Source organism: Bacteroides sp. MSK.18.37 (genome assembly GCF_019129155.2).
Taxonomy (GTDB): Bacteria; Bacteroidota; Bacteroidia; order Bacteroidales; family Bacteroidaceae; genus Bacteroides; species Bacteroides ovatus.
The window spans coordinates 213227-230495 of the sequence record NZ_JAHOIB020000001.1 but is presented as its reverse complement, the minus strand read 5'-3'; the positions used below and the strand labels follow the sequence as shown (position 1 = coordinate 230495).

The window sequence follows — 17269 nt, the reverse complement described above, 5'->3', positions numbered from 1 at the left end:
GTTATAAAAGTTCTTTTGGAGTAGCTTCTTCTATCCACTTGTTCAGTCTTTCAAGCATATCTTTTGTCCTTTCCGGATATACGTTGATAAGATTTGTGGTTTCGCTTTCATCATTGCTGATATTATAGAGCTGCACCTTTCCGCTTCTGTATTTAATCAGTTTCCATTCGCCGTTTATTATAGCAGCATTCTGGTCTTCGTAGCTTCGGAACATAAACAAGTCTCTGTCTTTTAGTTTCTTACCCTTTAGAACTGGGACGAGGCTCTTTCCTACTACCTGTTTGTCCTTACATGGTTTGCCTGAGGCAAGTTCTACAAGAGTAGGGTAGACATCGATTGTTTCTACCGGCTGAGTTATAGTCTTGCCCATCATTTTCTTATGAGTAGGGTCGTATATGATGAATGGTACGCGTGAACCGCCTTCAGCCAGTGCATCTCCTCCTATCTTGCCACCTCTTAAATGTCCGTTCTTGAAAGCCCCTCCCTGGTCGGAAGAGAAGATTATAACTGTATTGTCAGCAATTCCTTTTTTCTCTAGCGAACTTCTGATTTCTCCTACAGTCTCGTCAAGCGCCTCAATCATCGCTGCATACTGTGCGTATTTTCCGGTAAGCCCTTTCTTTTCATATTTTGCCACTAAGTCTTTTCTTCCTATTTGAGGGCCATGTACTCCATAATACCACACGTTGAGCAGGAAAGGTGTCTTTTTGTCGTATTTATTAATGAAATCTACCGCTCCGTCTCCAATGAGATTTGTCAGATAAGTATTCTTTCTGGCTTTTGGGAAAGGATTGTTAGTCTTGAAGAACGGTTGGTAGTAGTTGTTCGGATGTCCGTGTTCGCATGTACCGTACATAGCGTCGAATCCTTGTTTTGTAGGGAAATATGGTTCTGTGCCAAGATGCCATTTACCTACAAACATGTTATAGTAACCGAATTCTTTAAGTCGTTCAGCATAAGTGATTTCTTCCAAGGGGAGATACGCTCTCGACTTCATTTTGCCGGGGTCTTTGTCGAATGTTTCAAATTCAAGGCTTGTATCTTTGCCGTATATATGTCTTACGAATCCGCATCTTAACGATTCTTTGCCTGTCAGAAGCGATGCTCTGCTCGGGCTTGAAGTAGCACTGGCTACATAGGCTCTTGAAAAATACAGTCCGTCAGACTTTAGTTTGTTGATGTTTGGAGTATCGAATACAGGGTTGTTATATCCCAAATCAGCCCATCCAAGATCATCTACAAACAGCATTACTATGTTGGGCTGCTCCTGTGAGAATGCCGTTACCTGACTTCCTAGCAATAGGGCAGAGACAGTTATTAGATTCTTCATAATTATTCGAATTTCAGATTTTTATTTCCTTTAATTTTCAAAGTTTCTCTTGATTTCTTGTCGGCTTCCAGTACTTTAGCCGGTTTCAGTCCTGTGTGTATATTATCCTCGATTGTGACATTTTTGCAATTCTCCAACTGGAAAACCGGTGCGTCAGGGAACGGGGCTTTTTCCTCATTGTTAAGGTTTATTCTGTTGCCTTTGATAATAAGGTTTTCTGCTCTGTCCGCCCATACCACTCTCGGATTAAATCCGTCAATCTCATTGTTTATGATATTGATGTTCTTGTCGTAGCACTCAGTCTGGTCGAAGTTCTTGCCAAGTCGTGGAGTGATGTATATTGCGGCATGAGGTTTTCCGCAGTCGGCATAGTTCTTGAACTTGTTATTTCTGATTGTCACGTCGTTTACAGCACCGGATTCAAACCAGAAGAATGTTTCGCCTCTGAAGAGTATTGCCGACATCATTGATGACAGATTATTGTTTTCAATAACAGTTTTCAAAGGGGTTTTCAGAATGAGATTTCTTGCCCTATGGTTTCTTATAGTACATCCTCTCACTGTAAATGTCGGATTCCATGTTTTGTTTTCCACTACATCTCCTGTTTTCAAATCAGACGGAATAGCATTGGCGAAAGTCAGATCCATGTATGTTTCGTTAATGATGTTGATTTTTGTGACTGTATTTGTTTCAGCTCTGGCCGGTGACGGATACTTTATGAACCAAACCTCGTCGCCGGGGGCAGCAAATTTGAATCCCAACTGTTCGAAGTGTTTCAGAGCTACTCGTATCGTTTTGGAGTCGATAATCTTGTTTACTTCCACATATGTGCCATGTACGTTAGTTCCGTCATCAAGCATATTCTCAAATGTGCATCCTTCAATCAGAATATCTCCCTTACAGTTGGCAAAATGTGTGGCGTCTGCAGTAGATGAGATTACTCTGTCTGAATTAGGGGGAAGAACAACTTTACAACCTCTTATTTTTATGTTTTCAGAACGTTCGAAAAGATATGCCATACCTAGGGCATGATGTACCGTTACGTTGTTGAGAGTGATGTTCTGACACTCCTTAAAATCGAATGCAGGAGCATATCTGTCCTTTTCTCTGTCGCCCTTAGAGCTTAGCAGTGAGCCGATTGGTGGATAGTATTTTTGTTTTTCGTATATACGCAGGTTTCCGTTAGGAAGCTCCACCACCTTTGACGGGTCACTGTGCATATCTTGTGCACCGGTTACTACTTTCTTCTTTTCCTTGTCGAAAGGCAATGTGCTGCCTAATATGGAATAGTTAAATCCGTCAATGTTAGGGAACATTATTTTATTCTTCTCTATTTTCCATGAGAAACCATCCCTTAATGGTCTTACTTCCCTCCATCCTTCTTTGCGATTGATGTCTATGACTTCAGCAAGGAATGTAAAAGGTATGTCCCAGTTTATGGTAATGCCTGATATATTCACTTCATTACATTCCTCTATCAGGAAAGGGAATAACTGACCATGACATAAGATGGTAGCTCCGTTGCCTTCTATTTCCACTTTCTTGAAGCCTTTGATAGGGAATATGATTTTCTTTGAACCATTGCCGTGATTTGTTATTGCACAGTATTTTTCTGTTGCATAGTCCGGCTTGCAGAAATATGTTCCTTTTTCAAGTACTATTTTTATATCATCTGTCTTCGCACTTTCTATAGCCATTCTTATATTCATAGTTACCTCGCCATTCTGTAGCGGAATGTTGATGATTTCTTTTGCAGCTGTATATGAATTTGTTATCAGTGTTAATACAGACAGAAATGTAATTCTTTTCCAGATTTTGGGTATAGTCATAAATTTTTGAATTATTTTAAGAATAAATATCCGGACAGTGGAGTGTAAAGATTATCTCCACTATCCGGCAGTAATAGATTTATTTTAGAGTTTCTCCTTTTTTATTCGGATTGTAGTATTTTCCTACAGAATTTAGGAATTCGGCCTTCATTTCTTCAAGCATTTTGCCTTCTTTAGCAGCCAAATCTTCATTCTGGGCAAAATCATTTTTCAGGTTATATAAAGCAAAATCTTCGACAGTTCCGAGTTCATTTCCTGTTTTGTTTACCTTTTCACCTTTGTATGGAGGTATAAGTGCATAGTCGCCTTTTCTGTATGCAAGGCGGCCCATTGCTTCAGTTATAAATGATTCTCTACCATCAGTAGATTCTCCCATGAACACCGGTAAGAAGTTCTGGCTGTCAAGTCCTACAGGAATTTCTTCATCTATCAGCTCGGCAAATGATGCAAGCATATCCATATGCGAAATAAGGGCATCCGATTTGACCGGCTTGATATGACCTTTCCAGTAGACAAAGAATGGAACCCTTGTTCCTGCTTCGAACAGACTGTATTTACCTCCTCTTAATCCGCCTGCCGGTTTGTGGTCGCCAACAAGTTCCGGTGACTGGTCTTTGTAACCGTCGTTAAGTACCGGGCCGTTGTCGCTCGAGAATACTATCAAAGTATTTTCCAACAGGCCTTCTTTCTCAAGCTTCTCTATCAGTTGGCCAACACACCAGTCTGCCTCTATAATAGCATCTCCGCGAGGTCCCATTGTCGTTTTGCCGGCAAAACGCTGGTGAGGGGCGCGTGGTACATGTGGCTGGTGAAGTCCATAATAAAGGAAGAATGGTTTTTCTTTGTTTTCGTCAATGAAATTCATTACTTTACCTACGAAATAATCAGCCATATCTTCATCCACCCATTTAGCTTTCTCTCCACCTTTCATATAGCCTATACGGGGAATACCGTTTACTATTGAATTGTTATGTCCGTGCGCCCAGTGCATTTTCAGCATTTCCGGATGGTCTATGGCTGTAGGTTCTCCTTCAAAATTCTTTTCATAACTCACCTGAATAGGGTCTTCAGGGTCAAGTCCGACTACTGTACCATTTTCAACATAGACTGTAGGTACACGGTCGTTTGTCGCTGCTATAAGACATGAATAATCGAAACCTATTTCATTTGCCCCGGGAGTTACTCTCTTGTTCCAGTCCGGATTTCCCGAACCCATTCCAAGATGCCATTTGCCAATTGCCGCCGTAGTATATCCTGCATTTCTGAACATTTTCGGCATTGTAAACTGTGCTGTGTCAATCAGAAGAGGAGCGTCGCCCGGAAGAATCTTGGCATTCTTGTTTTTCCATGGGTATGAACCTGTAAACATCGCATAGCGACTAGGTGTTGATGTAGCAGAAGTGGCATGCCCATCAGTAAAACAAACACCTCCATTCGCTAATTTGTCAATATTTGGTGTAGAGATGGTTTTACTTCCATATGCGCTGACGTCGCCGTACCCTAAATCGTCCGCAAGGATTACTATTACATTCGGTTTGCTTGTTTTCTCTGTTGAAGAACATGCAGTCGAACTTATGGCTAAAGGAGCCAAAACAGAACTGAATAATAAATAATTTTTCATGATAAAATATTTTAAAGAATTTGTTCCCTTTTTTTATATCTGCAAATATAAATTGTAAATCCATACTGTGGGTATCTTGTTGTATAATAGATGTATCTGTAGGTATTATTATGTTTCTCAATTGCTTAAAGATACATTCCTGTACCTGCAGATACGATAAATATACCTATAAATACATATTAATATGATGGTATTGGTATTTTTGTGTTCGAAGAAAAACAATAACCTTTAAAAATTATGAAAACAGAAAGTTTTACATCATTATTTGCTCTTTGTATGCTGGCGTCTTGTTCAGTGTCCGAAAAGAACAAATTAGAGAGTCGCCCTAATGTGGTATTTATCCTGGCTGATGATTTGGGATATGGCGATGTGAGTTGTTATGGACAGGAGAAATTCACTACTCCTAATATAGATGCTCTTGCCTCCGAGGGTATGAAGTTTACTCAGTTTTATGCCGGATGTACGGTGTCTGCACCGTCAAGGTGTTCGCTGATGACAGGATTTCATACAGGCCATGCTCAAGTTAGAGGTAACAGAGAACTGAAAGGTGAAGGCCAGTTGCCGATGGCGGAGGGGACATATACCATTGCGCGCATGTTTAAGGATAATGGATATGCCACCGGGGCTTTCGGAAAATGGGGTCTTGGCTTCCCTGGATCTGAAGGAGATCCTAATAATCAGGGATTCGACGAGTTCTTTGGATATAACTGTCAAAGACAGGCTCACAGATATTATCCTTCTCATCTTTGGCATAATCAGGAAAAAGTCATTTTAGAGGGGAATGATACCAAAAACAAGACAGTTTATGCTCCTGATCTGATACATGAAAAAGCCCTGGATTTTATCAGAACTAATAAAGATAAGCCTTTTTTTGCATTTATTCCCGTGATACAGCCACATGCAGAACTTCTGGTTCCTGAGGATAGTATTATTGAAAAGTATAGAGGAAAGTATCCGGAAACTCCTTTTGTGGCAGACAAAGAAGGTGCGGAATATGGAGATCCGGACTTCGATGTGAAAGCTTACTGCTCGCAGCCGGAACCTCATGCCACTTTTGCTGCTATGGTGTCAAGGGTGGACAAGTATGTTGGCGATGTGACAGGTTTGCTCAAAGAACTCGGAATAGACGATAATACGATAGTGATATTCAGCAGCGACAACGGACCTCACCTTGAGGGCGGAGCCGACCCGGATTTTTGGAATAGCAATGGTGATTTCAGCGGATATAAAAGGAGTATGACGGATGGTGGCATCAGAGTGCCTATGATTATAAAATGGGGTGACAGGATTAAAGCCGGCTCCGTAGAGCAGCATATTGGTGCCTTTTATGACTTCATGCCTACATTTGCGGATCTGCTTGGAGTGGATGTAGACAAAACTGACGGTATATCTTTATTGCCTGTCATTACTGGGAGTGGAGAGCAGAAAGCTCACGAATTCCTCTATTGGGAGCATCAGGGGAACGTGGCTATAAGAATGGGCGATTGGAAGGCTATACGTACAGGGCTGCTTAAGGACAAGGATGCACCTCTGAAGCTTTACAATATCAGTAGCGATGTGGCTGAGGTGAATGATGTGGCTGCTCTCAATCCGGAAATCGCAGCCAAGGCGATGGAGATTATGAAAAGGGAACATACTGTGAATCATAATTATCCGCTTTATGCTTCGGAGAGAAAGAAATAATGTTATATTAAGGTTTTAGTGGCTTTTAAGGTAAAAGGATTTGGATAACATTACTACTTGCCATATGGCAAGTAGTTTGTAAAATTTAATATAAAAATGTTAGTAAATGAGTTCGCTTTAATAAGTAAGTAAATTTTTGTTATACGGTTCAAGCGGTACTATAAAATACTAAATGTTTTTAATTAAAAAAAACTCTAAAAACACAAAATATGCCCCTCCTTAAAGGACATCCAGAATATTTATTAGATCATAACTATTTATTAGTTATGCTTTTGAAGCATTCTTCAAACAAATTTATACTGGCTTTCTTCTCATACTCTCAGATTCATTAGCGAAGTACGTGATGGACTCCAATACAGGAGCACTATTTGTCTTTTCAAATAAGACTGAGTAACGGCGATAAAGAACATGCAAACTTATCACTGTACCCGTATCCTTCCTTTCTCACACATGTGGCTACAATAATATGATTGTAAGCATTGGGATGACCGTTATTGTATTCTTCATTACCTTCAGTAAACAAACTGTTTGAAGATTGCTTCGGGAATCGTTAAGGTTATTTCTTCATTGGGCTTTTTATTCCATTTAGAAATGTTATCTCAGTATCGGCTTAAAAGAGAACACATCATACCAGAAGATTTATTGAACATATCAAAGTGTTTAGCAGAGGGACTTTTCTTGAACATATAAATTTTCCATATCATTTAATATTATGATACAATGATGTTAAAAAACTATTTAAAATAGTATAAATTCAAAGTACTAAATTAAAATTTGATATTAAAAATTAAGCTCCATTTATTGAGGTGAATTCAACATATTAATATTGTACAAACAATGAGAAAGAAATCTTTTATTACGGCACTGCTTGTCAGTGTCATGCCTGCATTGGTGTCGGCAGGTAATATAAGCTCAATAGACACAAAAGGGAATATCGTGATGAAAGTGCGTATAGCCAAACGGGGGAATGATAATATAATTATCGGCTCGGATTATAACGGAGTAGTCCTTGCCACCGACTATAAGGGCAACATCATGTGGAGAACAGATGTTGGCCACGGAAGCATGAACCATGACCTGTGGTGTGCTGATATAGACTCCGACGGCAAGCAGGAAATCTTTGCAGCCAATGCTAGCGGTAGAGTGGTATGTCTTGATTTGAAAGGTAATATAAAATGGACATTCACTCCTTATGATGGCGTACATCGCACTCCGATGTATTCCGTGTGCGTAGTGAAGAAGGAGAACAAGCCATATGTAGTCTGCGGTGACTTCTCTACAGACTGTTATTATCTCGATGCCGTGACTGGAAAACTCGTACAGAAACTCTCGAGCAGGGACTATTCCAAGGCTAAGGTCTTCAAGATTGACAAGAAATTCAATTCTCTGCATATAGCGAATTTCCTCCGTCCTATTCCTTTAGACGGGGAGAACGACCTGCTCTTACTCCATGGCTCGAACAATCACATGCAGTCCTCGGGTGAGTTTTATGTAATGGAACCTTTGACTGACAAGGTGCTTTCGTATGTGGCAAAACCCTTGAAGCAGAAAGGTACGGTGGGCGATGTGCGTGTGGCCGACCCTGATGGTGACGGCACATATGAGGTATTGTTCGGCTCGTCGGTGCTCAACGGCAACGAGTTCGGAAGAATAGAGTTCTCCGATACTTATACTCATGCCAAATTATTTTCGTATCCCATACAGCAGAAGAATATAGGAAAAGTATCCTACAGAGTGAACCAGCCTTTCATCTTATACGGCAAATCGGGCTATGACTATGGAGTGCTTTCGTCAAATGCAATGGTTTTCTTTTCCTCGGAAGGATATTCAAAACAGATTAAGGACAAACTCCTCACGACATTTGCCTATAATGATATGTGTCAGGACGACAAGGGTAATATCATACTTGCAAGTTGTCAGGACGGAGGCAGCTGCATCCATATTATCGACACCGGAAAGTCCTCGTGGAAGTACGACTATGAAGATCTGATGCCGGAGGGAAACATACAGCGCATAATGGACTACACCACTGAGGTGAGAAAACAGCTGAAGAACTTCAGAAAGCCCGAATGGCAGCGCGAGCCGGTCTGTGTCACCGGATTTGAGGGTTCAAAAGAGCCTATATTCCAAGAACTTGATGACTCTAAATCCCTCGTCCTTTTAGGCTCGCCATGGAACAGAGGACATAATCAGGAATCTTCGTGGAGATTACCACTTTATGAAGGAAACATATATCTTAATTCAAGGGACAGAAGAAACAAGTATGACCGTTCAGCAAAGGAAATAGTTGATTATTTCACTCCGTCGTATGATGGAGTGAAAGGTATTTCAACGTGGGCAGGCCATGGGAATGATCCGTTGTATTATTCTCTTGACGTGCTTAAGGAAATTGCATCGTATGGATATGAGCATGATGGGAAAAAGACCATATACATATATCCGGAAATGAACCATACAGATAAGGATTTTGGGTTCGTAATGAAAAATCAGGTTTATCCGCTGGTGGAATTTATGGGTACCATAAAGTCTAACGTGGCTTTCCGTGCAAAGAATGTATTCTGGCAAGGACAGGTTTACACTAAAGATTGGGAGCCGGTCGTTTCAGGTAAATATGCAGCCGAAGTCATTCCTATCCTGGAAGAAACAACTGACAAGACGCAGGATTTGAGTATAGCCGGACGTATGGGGCTATGGACAGCCGGAAGTGTTGACGGATGGGGGGTACGCTGTTCGCGCGATGATCCAAGTTTCGACCGTTCGCGTCAGTTCTCATCACAGAAACTCTCCAATCATGTTTTGAGAAAGACCGTCTACAGCCTTGCTTGCGGAGCAAAATACATTCATAACACAGCAGAGTCAGACAATGAGACACTGGAATACCATGCAAGCCTCGCATACGAACTGCTTGCCAAGGAAGCCCTATACGTTCCTAAGCGAAATGAGATACTGAGCATCTCGCCCGTTCATCTGAGCATGTATAATCCGCAGGAAAGCTATCTTACTGAGGCCGAAGACCACAAATGGTGGATATATTTCGACAAGGACAGAGAGGAGACACAGCCGAAAGTGTTCAGCCATATGAACGCCTCATGGCTTGGCGCTTCGCTCACTCCATGGGATTTCTCCACCTATGCATCGGGCGTGACAGACAGAAGACAGAACTCCATCCCGACTTATCCTAACGGCATGGTGCTCATCACACCCGTACAGAACAAGGCTCTGAGAGAGAAAAACTCTGTCAGAGGCAATCTTGCGGACAATCTGCATCCTTTCTACAAATCCATAATGAAGGAATACATCACCGACGGAGTGGATTATCTCTCTGCCGACGGAAAGCAGCGTTTTAAAGCCGATGAGTTCTACAAGCAGATAAAGAAGGACATAGAAGAAGGAGCGAAGAAACTGCCGGTGCTCGTAAAAGGTGAAAAGACAGGATGGGTGGTGGCTCAGGTATCGCCTACCCACTTAAGACTCACTCTTGTCGACGGAGGATATCTCGCCCCGATGGACAGAAAGGTGAAAGTAACGCTCAACAATCTCGCAGTGAAGAAAGTCAGCGACATACTCGACGGAACTTCCTACAGCGTCAAGGACAGCTCGTTCGATGTCACCGTTCCGTGTGGCATGTTCAGATTCATAGATATAGAGCTGCAGAAACCTTTTATGTAAATGTTTGATACATAACCAGATAAACGATTCAAAACTTTAATTAGTCCGGCTGATTGTAGGTTTGTATGTGCAACCCTAAGTCCGACCGGGCTATTACATGCCGCACTCGAAAACATAGTTCCACAGACTGGAGCCATACGCGACGTGTGCGCACCAAACAGGCGGGGAAGAAATGAATTGCCTTGAAAAAGTGAACAGCTTAGATTACAACCTTACCCTCTACACACCTATGAACAACGATGCAGTGCTAAGTAAAGCCAGAGTGCACTGGTGCGGAAATTCGGTAACAGTAGCTGAAACCTCCCGTGAACTCCCGATGCTCGTCGAAGGAGCCTCATGGAGTCTGTTCAGGATAGACGACACCCACTCGCGCCTTTTGCTCATAGACCCCGGATACGTCTCGCCCTCGAAGATTAAGGCAAGAATAATGCTTCAGAATGCCAGACCTATCAAGGCCACAGACATTCTTACGGGCGAAGAAATAGAAACCGGCAAAGACATCATAACGATAGAAGTCCCTGCCGGTTCGATGAGATTTATAGATTTTGAGTATCTTAATAGGTAGCAATCCGACAATTAGACGAGTTGACAAGGCTGCCATCCAGGCGGTAACATAGTTCAACTCGTCTACTTATCAACTCGTAACTGAAGCCTTATTATTTAATTTTCTTGCTATAGTCCAGAGCTTTACCCATATACGGATACTTGTCGAAGATATCCCCTTTGCCGTACATTCTCGGGTCGCCGGTTCTCTTCAGCTCATTCTCCATACGTTTTCTCAGCTTGTCCATCACCTTTCTGTATTCAGGGTTCAACGCCTGATTCTTCATGCAGTGTGGATCCTCCTTAATGAGGTAGAACTCCTCGCCCGGGCGTTTTGCGAACGCCATTTCGTTGTAGCGGTAATCCTTGTCGCCTGGTTTCAGTCCCGTCAGGTACGACTTCGTAGGCGAGTTGTCGCAGTTTCTGTAGTCATACTCTGGATTTCCCACCGGCCATCTTTCCGGCTTATAGTTCACCACATACAGATATTCGTCCGTTCTTATGGCTCTCACCGGATAACCCAAGTTCACTCCATCCTCATTGGCGCGTCCCACATCGTGTCTTTCCTTAATCAGAATCATATGGTCGCGCTTCTTGTCTATGCGTCCGCTTTTCTTCGATGTGAGCAGGTTTATGAAGCTCTTTCCCGTCATGCCGAAGTTTCCGTCTATCTGTGCAGCCTCCAGCAGGGTAGGAGCGATGTCGTGGAAACCGATAAAGTCGTCTACCGAGCGTCCGCCCATTACCTTACCCTTCCAGTATACTATGAACGGCACATGAAAGCCTTCCTCATATATCTGTCCCTTGATACGAGGAAACGGCATGCCATGATCTGATGTCACTACAATCATGGTATTCTCCAGCATACCTTTCTCCTTGAGAATCTGTACCGCCTCGCCCACATGCTTGTCGAACCATTCCACCTCCACGGCATAGTCCATTATGTCCCCCCTCACTATCTCGTTGTCCGGATAGAAAGGCTGCACATACACGCTGTCGATGCTCTTCCCGTTCTTCTTCCATGAGTCCTTCTCGTAGAATCTGTGCGGTTCCTTACAACCCAGCCAGAAGCAGAAAGGCTTTCCCTCTTTGTTATCGTCGAGGAATGCCCTGAAGTTGCCCGAGTAGTCAGTGTTGAAGATACCCTTTGCCGGTCTGTCCTTCACCGTCAGCTTGTTATACTCCGGTCCTGCAGGGTTGTCCTTTGTGTCGTACGTTCCGGGACCCCAACCTTTGCCCGTATACCCCACGTAATAACCGTTCTCCATCAACACCTGCGGATAGAGTGTGAACTCCGCCGGGAAATGCGGAAAATGGTTGGTAGCTTCCTTCAGCTGCCACGAGTATTTCCCCGTCAGGATGCACGCTCTCGACGGAGCACTCTTAGGGTTCTGCGTATAAGCGTTTGTAAACACCACTCCTTCCGATGCCAGAGCATCGATAGCCGGAGTATTACAGTTTCTTCCTCCATAAGCTCCGAAGCTTTCTCTCGAAGCGTCGTCGGCAATACAGAACAGTATGTTAGGCTGTTCGTTTTCCCCCATCACCGCTGCCGAAGTCGCAAGCAAGGGGAGTAGAGTCAGTTTGTTTTTAAGCATGGTTTTTTAGTTGTTAGTTGTTAGATTTTATTTGTTAGTTGTTAGACTTCAGAAACTCAACAGTTTCAAATCCTATGAGATGATATCCCGCCAGGTTCGGATGATGGTCGTAGTACCACTCCTTGTATCTTCCTAAGATAGGGTCCAGAGAGTTGTCGTCCGCCAGCACCACCTTCCGCGTCCTGCCCTTCTGCGTATAGTCATACGTGAAAGGCTTCAGCCACTCGTGATACTTCTTGTCCACCTTCTCAAGGTCAATCCTCCTCACATGATAAGTGTTCGGTCCGGACTTCATCACAGCCTCCTTATAGGGCGTATAGATATCAAACAGAGGCAGCCCCATATCCTCCGCCACCTCCTTTATCAGTCCGTTCACCACCTCACATTCCTCGAACGGCATGAAAGGCACAATCGTCATCACCACAAGCCTCGACCCGTCGAAATCCCCCTCAATCCTCCTCAGCAGCGATTTCAGGTTTTCGGGGAACTCCTTCTTCAGGTTTTTACACTTGAACCAGTCGTTTATGCCATACCTCACGAAGATATAATCCGGTTTTCTATCCTTCAGAGGCGCTATCTCCTCCTCATACCGTCCACTTTCCACCACCGAGAGAGCCGTTTCTCCACCACGGCTGCTGTTTATCACCTTTACAGCCGGCATCGAAGGCTCCAATGCCGCAAGCTGCTCTATCATTTCCTCCAGATGAATCCCGTCCGGCTTTACCCGTCGCGGAGTCGCCCCCTTCGTAGTGCTGTCGCCTATTAGCAGCACCGTCAGCGTATCCCTCTCCGCTGCCGATGCTACACCCGGCGCACACATCAGCAGCGCAATACACAAGCACAGCGTCTTCATTTCTTCTCCTTTTTATTTTTCTTACTGTCCTTTCTTGCTTCCGACGCGAATTTCTTGTACTTGTCACAAATCTCCCCGTCCGTCAGCTTCTTCCATTCCTCCGGATAGTTCCTCATCACATAACCCCTCACGTCGCCCATATCCTCCGGCACCCTTCTGTCCATGTCTTTCAGTCCGCAGTCCTTATGCCTCTTCTGCCAACTGTCCATTCTGAACCTCATATCCTTCAGCACGTTTTCATACTGCGGCAATCCGGCAAGGTTTCTTGTCTCGTGTGGGTCGTTCCTCAGGTCATACAGCTCCTCGGCCGGTTTCTTCTCCTCCATGAACTGCATCTGCACACTGCTCAGCCTGCCATCCTTTTTCAGCTCTCTCAGCACATGAATAGCCGGACGGTGAAACTCCAAATACTGCTGATGCTCGTCCCATCCCTTCTCCGGCATATAGTTCCTTATGTACTTATACCTCTCGGTATTAATGGAGCGCATACAGTCTATTATCTCGTCCCAGTTGTCGCGTGCGGCATAGAACGTGTCGCGTCCCCTTGCAGCCTTGCCCGTAGCGCGGTCGAACAGAGGCTTGCCGTCAAGATAGTCAGGCATCTCCGCACCGGCCAGGTCCAGAACAGTGGCCGATATGTCGAGAGTGCTCACCAGTTCCTTCACCTCAGACGGCCTGATGCCCTTTCCCCACGCAATCATCGGAATCTTCACCCCCGGTTCGTACAGATAACCCTTGCCTTTCACCTCACATCTTCCGTTGTCGCCAATGAAGAACACGATAGTATTATCCATCATCCCCTTCCTCTTCAGTTCGTCCATGAGCATCCCCACCTCATTATCCATATATTCCACCTGATCCAGATACGAAGCCCACTGCCTGCGCACCCTCGCATCGTCCGGCAGATAAGGAGGCAGCTCCACACTGTCCGGGTTCACCGGATGCTCCGACCCCGCTGTTACCCTCTTCCACCAGTCCCCCCTGTGCGTCACCACAAGCTGCACCTGAGCAAAGAACGGCTGGTCCTCCGGCGTAAACTCATCATACTTGTCGAACAGTCCGAACTTGTTTTTTCCGTTCCATTCTCCGAGCGGTGTATGTTTGAAGTTGCAGTCTGTCTTTCTACCCTTGTTCATGACATTCGAGTTGCCCAATATGCACGTATACCCCGCTTCCCTGAGATAATAAGTGATGGGCTTCACCCCATCGCCGAGCGGCACATCCCTGTTGCTCCTGTGATTATGAGCATTGATTACTGTTTGATGCACCCCCGTCATCATAGCCGAGCGGCTTGGCGAGCTTATGGGAGCCGTACAGCACGCTGCGCGGTATATCACCCCCTCCTCAACCATCCTGTTCAGGTTAGGCGTACGCACCGCCTTCATTCCGTAACACTCCAGGTCCTGTCCCATATCCTCCGCCATAATCCAAAGGATATTGGGCTTTTGCTGAATTTGAGCGGCAGTCGTCATGCCTATGAAGGCGGCTGCCGTTGTTACTTTAATTTTTCTGTTCATAGTCTAATAGATTATCTTATTTCCACTTCCATATCACCCTTAAGTTGTCCGTCGCTTACGATAATTCTTGCCTTTCCCTTTCTTTCACCAATCCGTATCAGAGCAGTGGCTATACCAGCTTCAGCTTTCACTCCGTCCCTATTCATCAGTTCTATGCCTTCAGGCAGTGTGATATCGATAAACTCCTCATAGTCTGGGTTTACTGTACCGTTTTCATCTCTGGCAGAGATATACACGAATGCTACGTCGTTGCATCCTGCCTCAATGGGTTTTCCGCTGATGTCTATGTCGCAATGCAGCTTTACTGGAGCTTGAGGAGTAACTACTGAGTCTTCTAGCACCTTTTTCCCGTTGCAGAAAGCCACAGCTCTGAGCTCTCCTTTCTCGAACCCTCTGGTCTTGAAAGTAAATGGTGGATGCTTCAGGTTTGTTGAGATTGCATCACTATCTGGTTTCTGTCTACCTATGAGCTTTCCGTTGAGATAGAGTTCTACCTCATCCGCATTGCTGAATACCTTCACGTCTGTAGGAGATTTGCTGTTCCAATAAGACGCTATTTTCAGCACGCAGTCCTCTTCGCACTTCATATCCCTTTGACTGCTGTAGAAGTAGTATGCGAATTTCGGTAAACGGAAGATATCCATAACCCCCGAAGCCTCTATGTCATCGTGATAGCCGCGGTTGTAGTCAAACATCACCCAGTATCCATCACCTGTAGCAGGAATGTTCATATTATCGTTATGCGCTTCCTGCACATTGCGAGCCTGGCGCAGCAGTCTTTCTTCTCCGTTCTTTCTGAACTGCCTGCTCGAAAATTCCAGTCTCATGTTCTTCGGCATCTTGTGTTGGTTCAGCCCAGCATTATTGGAATAATACTCCCAGTCGCCGTATTCAGATACTATATACGGTTTGTCGAATGTCATCCTGTCCTTGTGGAGTATGCGGTGTTGTCTTGCCTGGAAATAAATGTCATATACCTCAGGCATCCATCCGCATGAATACACGTTTTCGCCGGGATATTCCTTATGTACTATACTGTCTAAAACCTCCATGAAATCTATAGGCATCTTTGTTTCGTTGAGCGATACTTCCCATGCCATCACGCACGGATGGTTTCTGTCCCGTCGTACCAACTGTCGAGCCGAGCGGTAACACTGGTTGCGAAATGCATCATTGTCGGCAAAATACTGCCATCCCAATATAGCATCTGCCACCACAAGACCTAACTCGTCGCATGCATCCATAAAGGCCGGCGAATGAGGATAGTGAGACAGGCGAACATAATCAAACCCAGCTTTCTTTATCTTATATGCATCTCTATATTGTGCATTGTCGGACAGTGCATAGCCTATGTATGGGTACTCCTGATGGCGGTTCACCCCACGCAGGTAAGTCTTTTTTCCGTTTATGTAAAGCTGATTGTCCTTGAACTCGAACTTCCTTATCCCGAATCTCTCCGTATTTCTGTCCATTACCATTCCGTCCTCGTCATAGATGGTAGTCTCCAATGTGTAGAGCGTAGGGCTGTCAGGTGACCACAACGCAGGGCTGTCCATTTCCACCGTGTAGCACCACGTATTCCCCTGCTTCCCTTTTCTCAGGATTATGTCTGCCGTAACCTCTTCTACTATATCGTTTCCTTTTTTTATCACATGCTTTATTCTTGCTCCTTTGTCATTCTCCCCCTCGTTTATCACGTGAGTCTGTATTTTCACTTCAGACATTTTCTCGTTCACTGTAGGGAATGTAATGAACACACCTCCTCCTGCTTCTATATCTGCAATCGAGGGATTAGAAATGTAGATATTGTTTTTCTCTATGAAGTTCACCTCTCTATAGAGCCCTCCATACATGTTGAAGTCCAAAATCTTAAGCGGTTTCGGTCCTGTAGTAGGATTGTCTCTGTTGTCCAGCCTTACGCGTATAGTGTTATCCTTTTCTTTCACATAGTCCGTAATATCTGCAGCCACAGGCAGATATCCTCCCATGTCTTTTTTCAGATGCTTGTCGTTTATCCAAATATCAATCACGTTCATAGCACCTTCAAACTCGATGAAATATTTCTTCTCTTTGCTGAAGTTTGAAATGTCGAAGGTTTTGTGGTACCAGCATATTCCCTGCCACTGGTCGTTCACCACGAGAGGTTCTATGTTTGCCGTATGTGGTAATCTTACGTTCTCCCAGCTGTCCGTCTCGAAGTCTGTAGCTGAATAATCTATATGATAATTTAAAGTGTCCTCTACTATGTGGAAAGCCCAATTCCCGTTAAAGTCGGTTTGGTCATTTTTTCCAGTCCGACCGCATGAGAGGAGTAAGGATGCGACCAGCGTTGTTGATAGAATGGATTTTAGTTTCATGGTTTATAAATAATTAAATAAGGGTTTTTTATTACCGCAAAATAATAAAATTCACGTAATAATAATGTATCTTTAAGTACATAATAAGTATCTTTTAAAAAAAAGAAGATATATGATGGACTCTTGAACAGAAGATAATGAAGAGTCTTTATCGTTTGACATGTATCAAACTAAATAAGGAAAGAACTTAATGTTATAAAGGAGTCTGTACATTACTTATTATTTAATTAAACGATTATCTACTATGGTTGATTTTGATATATTACCCT

The 17269-nt window shown here is 44.0% G+C and carries 10 protein-coding genes; 3 read left to right on the top strand and 7 right to left on the bottom strand.

All coding sequences use genetic code 11. The annotated features are described in order from the left end of the window. Position 1: 1 nt before the first annotated feature. The 3 genes from KSX81_RS00900 to KSX81_RS00890 all read right to left on the bottom strand — a co-directional run bounded on the left by KSX81_RS00900 (position 2) and on the right by KSX81_RS00890 (position 4780). On the bottom strand, positions 2-1330 hold the full coding sequence (locus KSX81_RS00900) for a sulfatase (RefSeq protein ID WP_004320059.1): 1329 nt from the start codon (positions 1328-1330) through the stop codon (positions 2-4). A 2-nt stretch (positions 1331-1332) separates the two neighbouring features. After that, positions 1333-3159 carry a right-handed parallel beta-helix repeat-containing protein gene (locus tag KSX81_RS00895; RefSeq protein WP_004320057.1) on the bottom strand — a complete coding sequence of 609 codons (1827 nt, stop codon included), beginning with the start codon at positions 3157-3159 and terminating at the stop codon, positions 1333-1335. Positions 3160-3238: 79 nt separating this feature from the next. Beyond that, positions 3239-4780 (bottom strand): sulfatase family protein, encoded by a 1542-nt coding sequence (locus KSX81_RS00890; protein ID WP_195637805.1) that lies wholly within the window; start codon positions 4778-4780, stop codon positions 3239-3241. A gap of 237 nt (positions 4781-5017) precedes the next feature. Here KSX81_RS00890 and KSX81_RS00885 point away from each other — a divergent pair, with 237 nt between their 5' ends. From KSX81_RS00885 to KSX81_RS00875, 3 genes are all read left to right on the top strand, one after another. After that, a complete protein-coding gene (locus KSX81_RS00885; protein ID WP_004320053.1) occupies positions 5018-6463 on the top strand; it encodes an arylsulfatase in 1446 nt (481 codons plus the stop codon). An 837-nt stretch (positions 6464-7300) separates the two neighbouring features. Further along, positions 7301-10132 (top strand): hypothetical protein, encoded by a 2832-nt coding sequence (locus KSX81_RS00880; protein WP_004320048.1) that lies wholly within the window; start codon positions 7301-7303, stop codon positions 10130-10132. 172 nt (positions 10133-10304) lie between these two features. Further along, positions 10305-10697 (top strand): hypothetical protein, encoded by a 393-nt coding sequence (locus KSX81_RS00875; RefSeq protein WP_004320047.1) that lies wholly within the window; start codon positions 10305-10307, stop codon positions 10695-10697. Between the two features lie 91 nt (positions 10698-10788). On the opposite strand, the gene KSX81_RS00870 is transcribed toward KSX81_RS00875, so the two are convergent. From KSX81_RS00870 to KSX81_RS00855, 4 genes are read right to left on the bottom strand one after another with little or no spacing between them, the layout of a single operon-like run. Further along, positions 10789-12273: a sulfatase gene (locus KSX81_RS00870; protein WP_004320045.1), complete on the bottom strand. Its 1485-nt coding sequence runs from the start codon at positions 12271-12273 to the stop codon at positions 10789-10791. Positions 12274-12307: 34 nt separating this feature from the next. Beyond that, the gene (locus KSX81_RS00865) at positions 12308-13126 is read right to left on the bottom strand and encodes an SGNH/GDSL hydrolase family protein (RefSeq protein WP_004320043.1); all 819 of its coding nucleotides are present in this window, start codon (positions 13124-13126) and stop codon (positions 12308-12310) included. Beyond that, positions 13123-14643 (bottom strand): sulfatase, encoded by a 1521-nt coding sequence (locus KSX81_RS00860; protein ID WP_004320042.1) that lies wholly within the window; start codon positions 14641-14643, stop codon positions 13123-13125. The genes KSX81_RS00865 and KSX81_RS00860 overlap by 4 nt, the downstream gene beginning before the upstream one ends. An 11-nt stretch (positions 14644-14654) precedes the next feature. Then, positions 14655-17000 (bottom strand): glycoside hydrolase family 2 protein, encoded by a 2346-nt coding sequence (locus KSX81_RS00855; protein WP_060451211.1) that lies wholly within the window; start codon positions 16998-17000, stop codon positions 14655-14657. Positions 17001-17269 lie beyond the last annotated feature (269 nt).

What these genes read in the sequence shown, in the direction of transcription:
- KSX81_RS00900 (WP_004320059.1), bottom strand. Translation starts at nt 1,330, where the DNA reads ATGAAGAATCTAATAACTGTCTCTGCCCTATTGCTAGGAAGTCAGGTA.
- KSX81_RS00895 (WP_004320057.1), bottom strand. Translation starts at nt 3,159, where the DNA reads ATGACTATACCCAAAATCTGGAAAAGAATTACATTTCTGTCTGTATTA.
- KSX81_RS00890 (WP_195637805.1), bottom strand. Translation starts at nt 4,780, where the DNA reads ATGAAAAATTATTTATTATTCAGTTCTGTTTTGGCTCCTTTAGCCATA.
- KSX81_RS00885 (WP_004320053.1), top strand. Translation starts at nt 5,018, where the DNA reads ATGAAAACAGAAAGTTTTACATCATTATTTGCTCTTTGTATGCTGGCG.
- KSX81_RS00880 (WP_004320048.1), top strand. Translation starts at nt 7,301, where the DNA reads ATGAGAAAGAAATCTTTTATTACGGCACTGCTTGTCAGTGTCATGCCT.
- KSX81_RS00875 (WP_004320047.1), top strand. Translation starts at nt 10,305, where the DNA reads ATGAATTGCCTTGAAAAAGTGAACAGCTTAGATTACAACCTTACCCTC.
- KSX81_RS00870 (WP_004320045.1), bottom strand. Translation starts at nt 12,273, where the DNA reads ATGCTTAAAAACAAACTGACTCTACTCCCCTTGCTTGCGACTTCGGCA.
- KSX81_RS00865 (WP_004320043.1), bottom strand. Translation starts at nt 13,126, where the DNA reads ATGAAGACGCTGTGCTTGTGTATTGCGCTGCTGATGTGTGCGCCGGGT.
- KSX81_RS00860 (WP_004320042.1), bottom strand. Translation starts at nt 14,643, where the DNA reads ATGAACAGAAAAATTAAAGTAACAACGGCAGCCGCCTTCATAGGCATG.
- KSX81_RS00855 (WP_060451211.1), bottom strand. Translation starts at nt 17,000, where the DNA reads ATGAAACTAAAATCCATTCTATCAACAACGCTGGTCGCATCCTTACTC.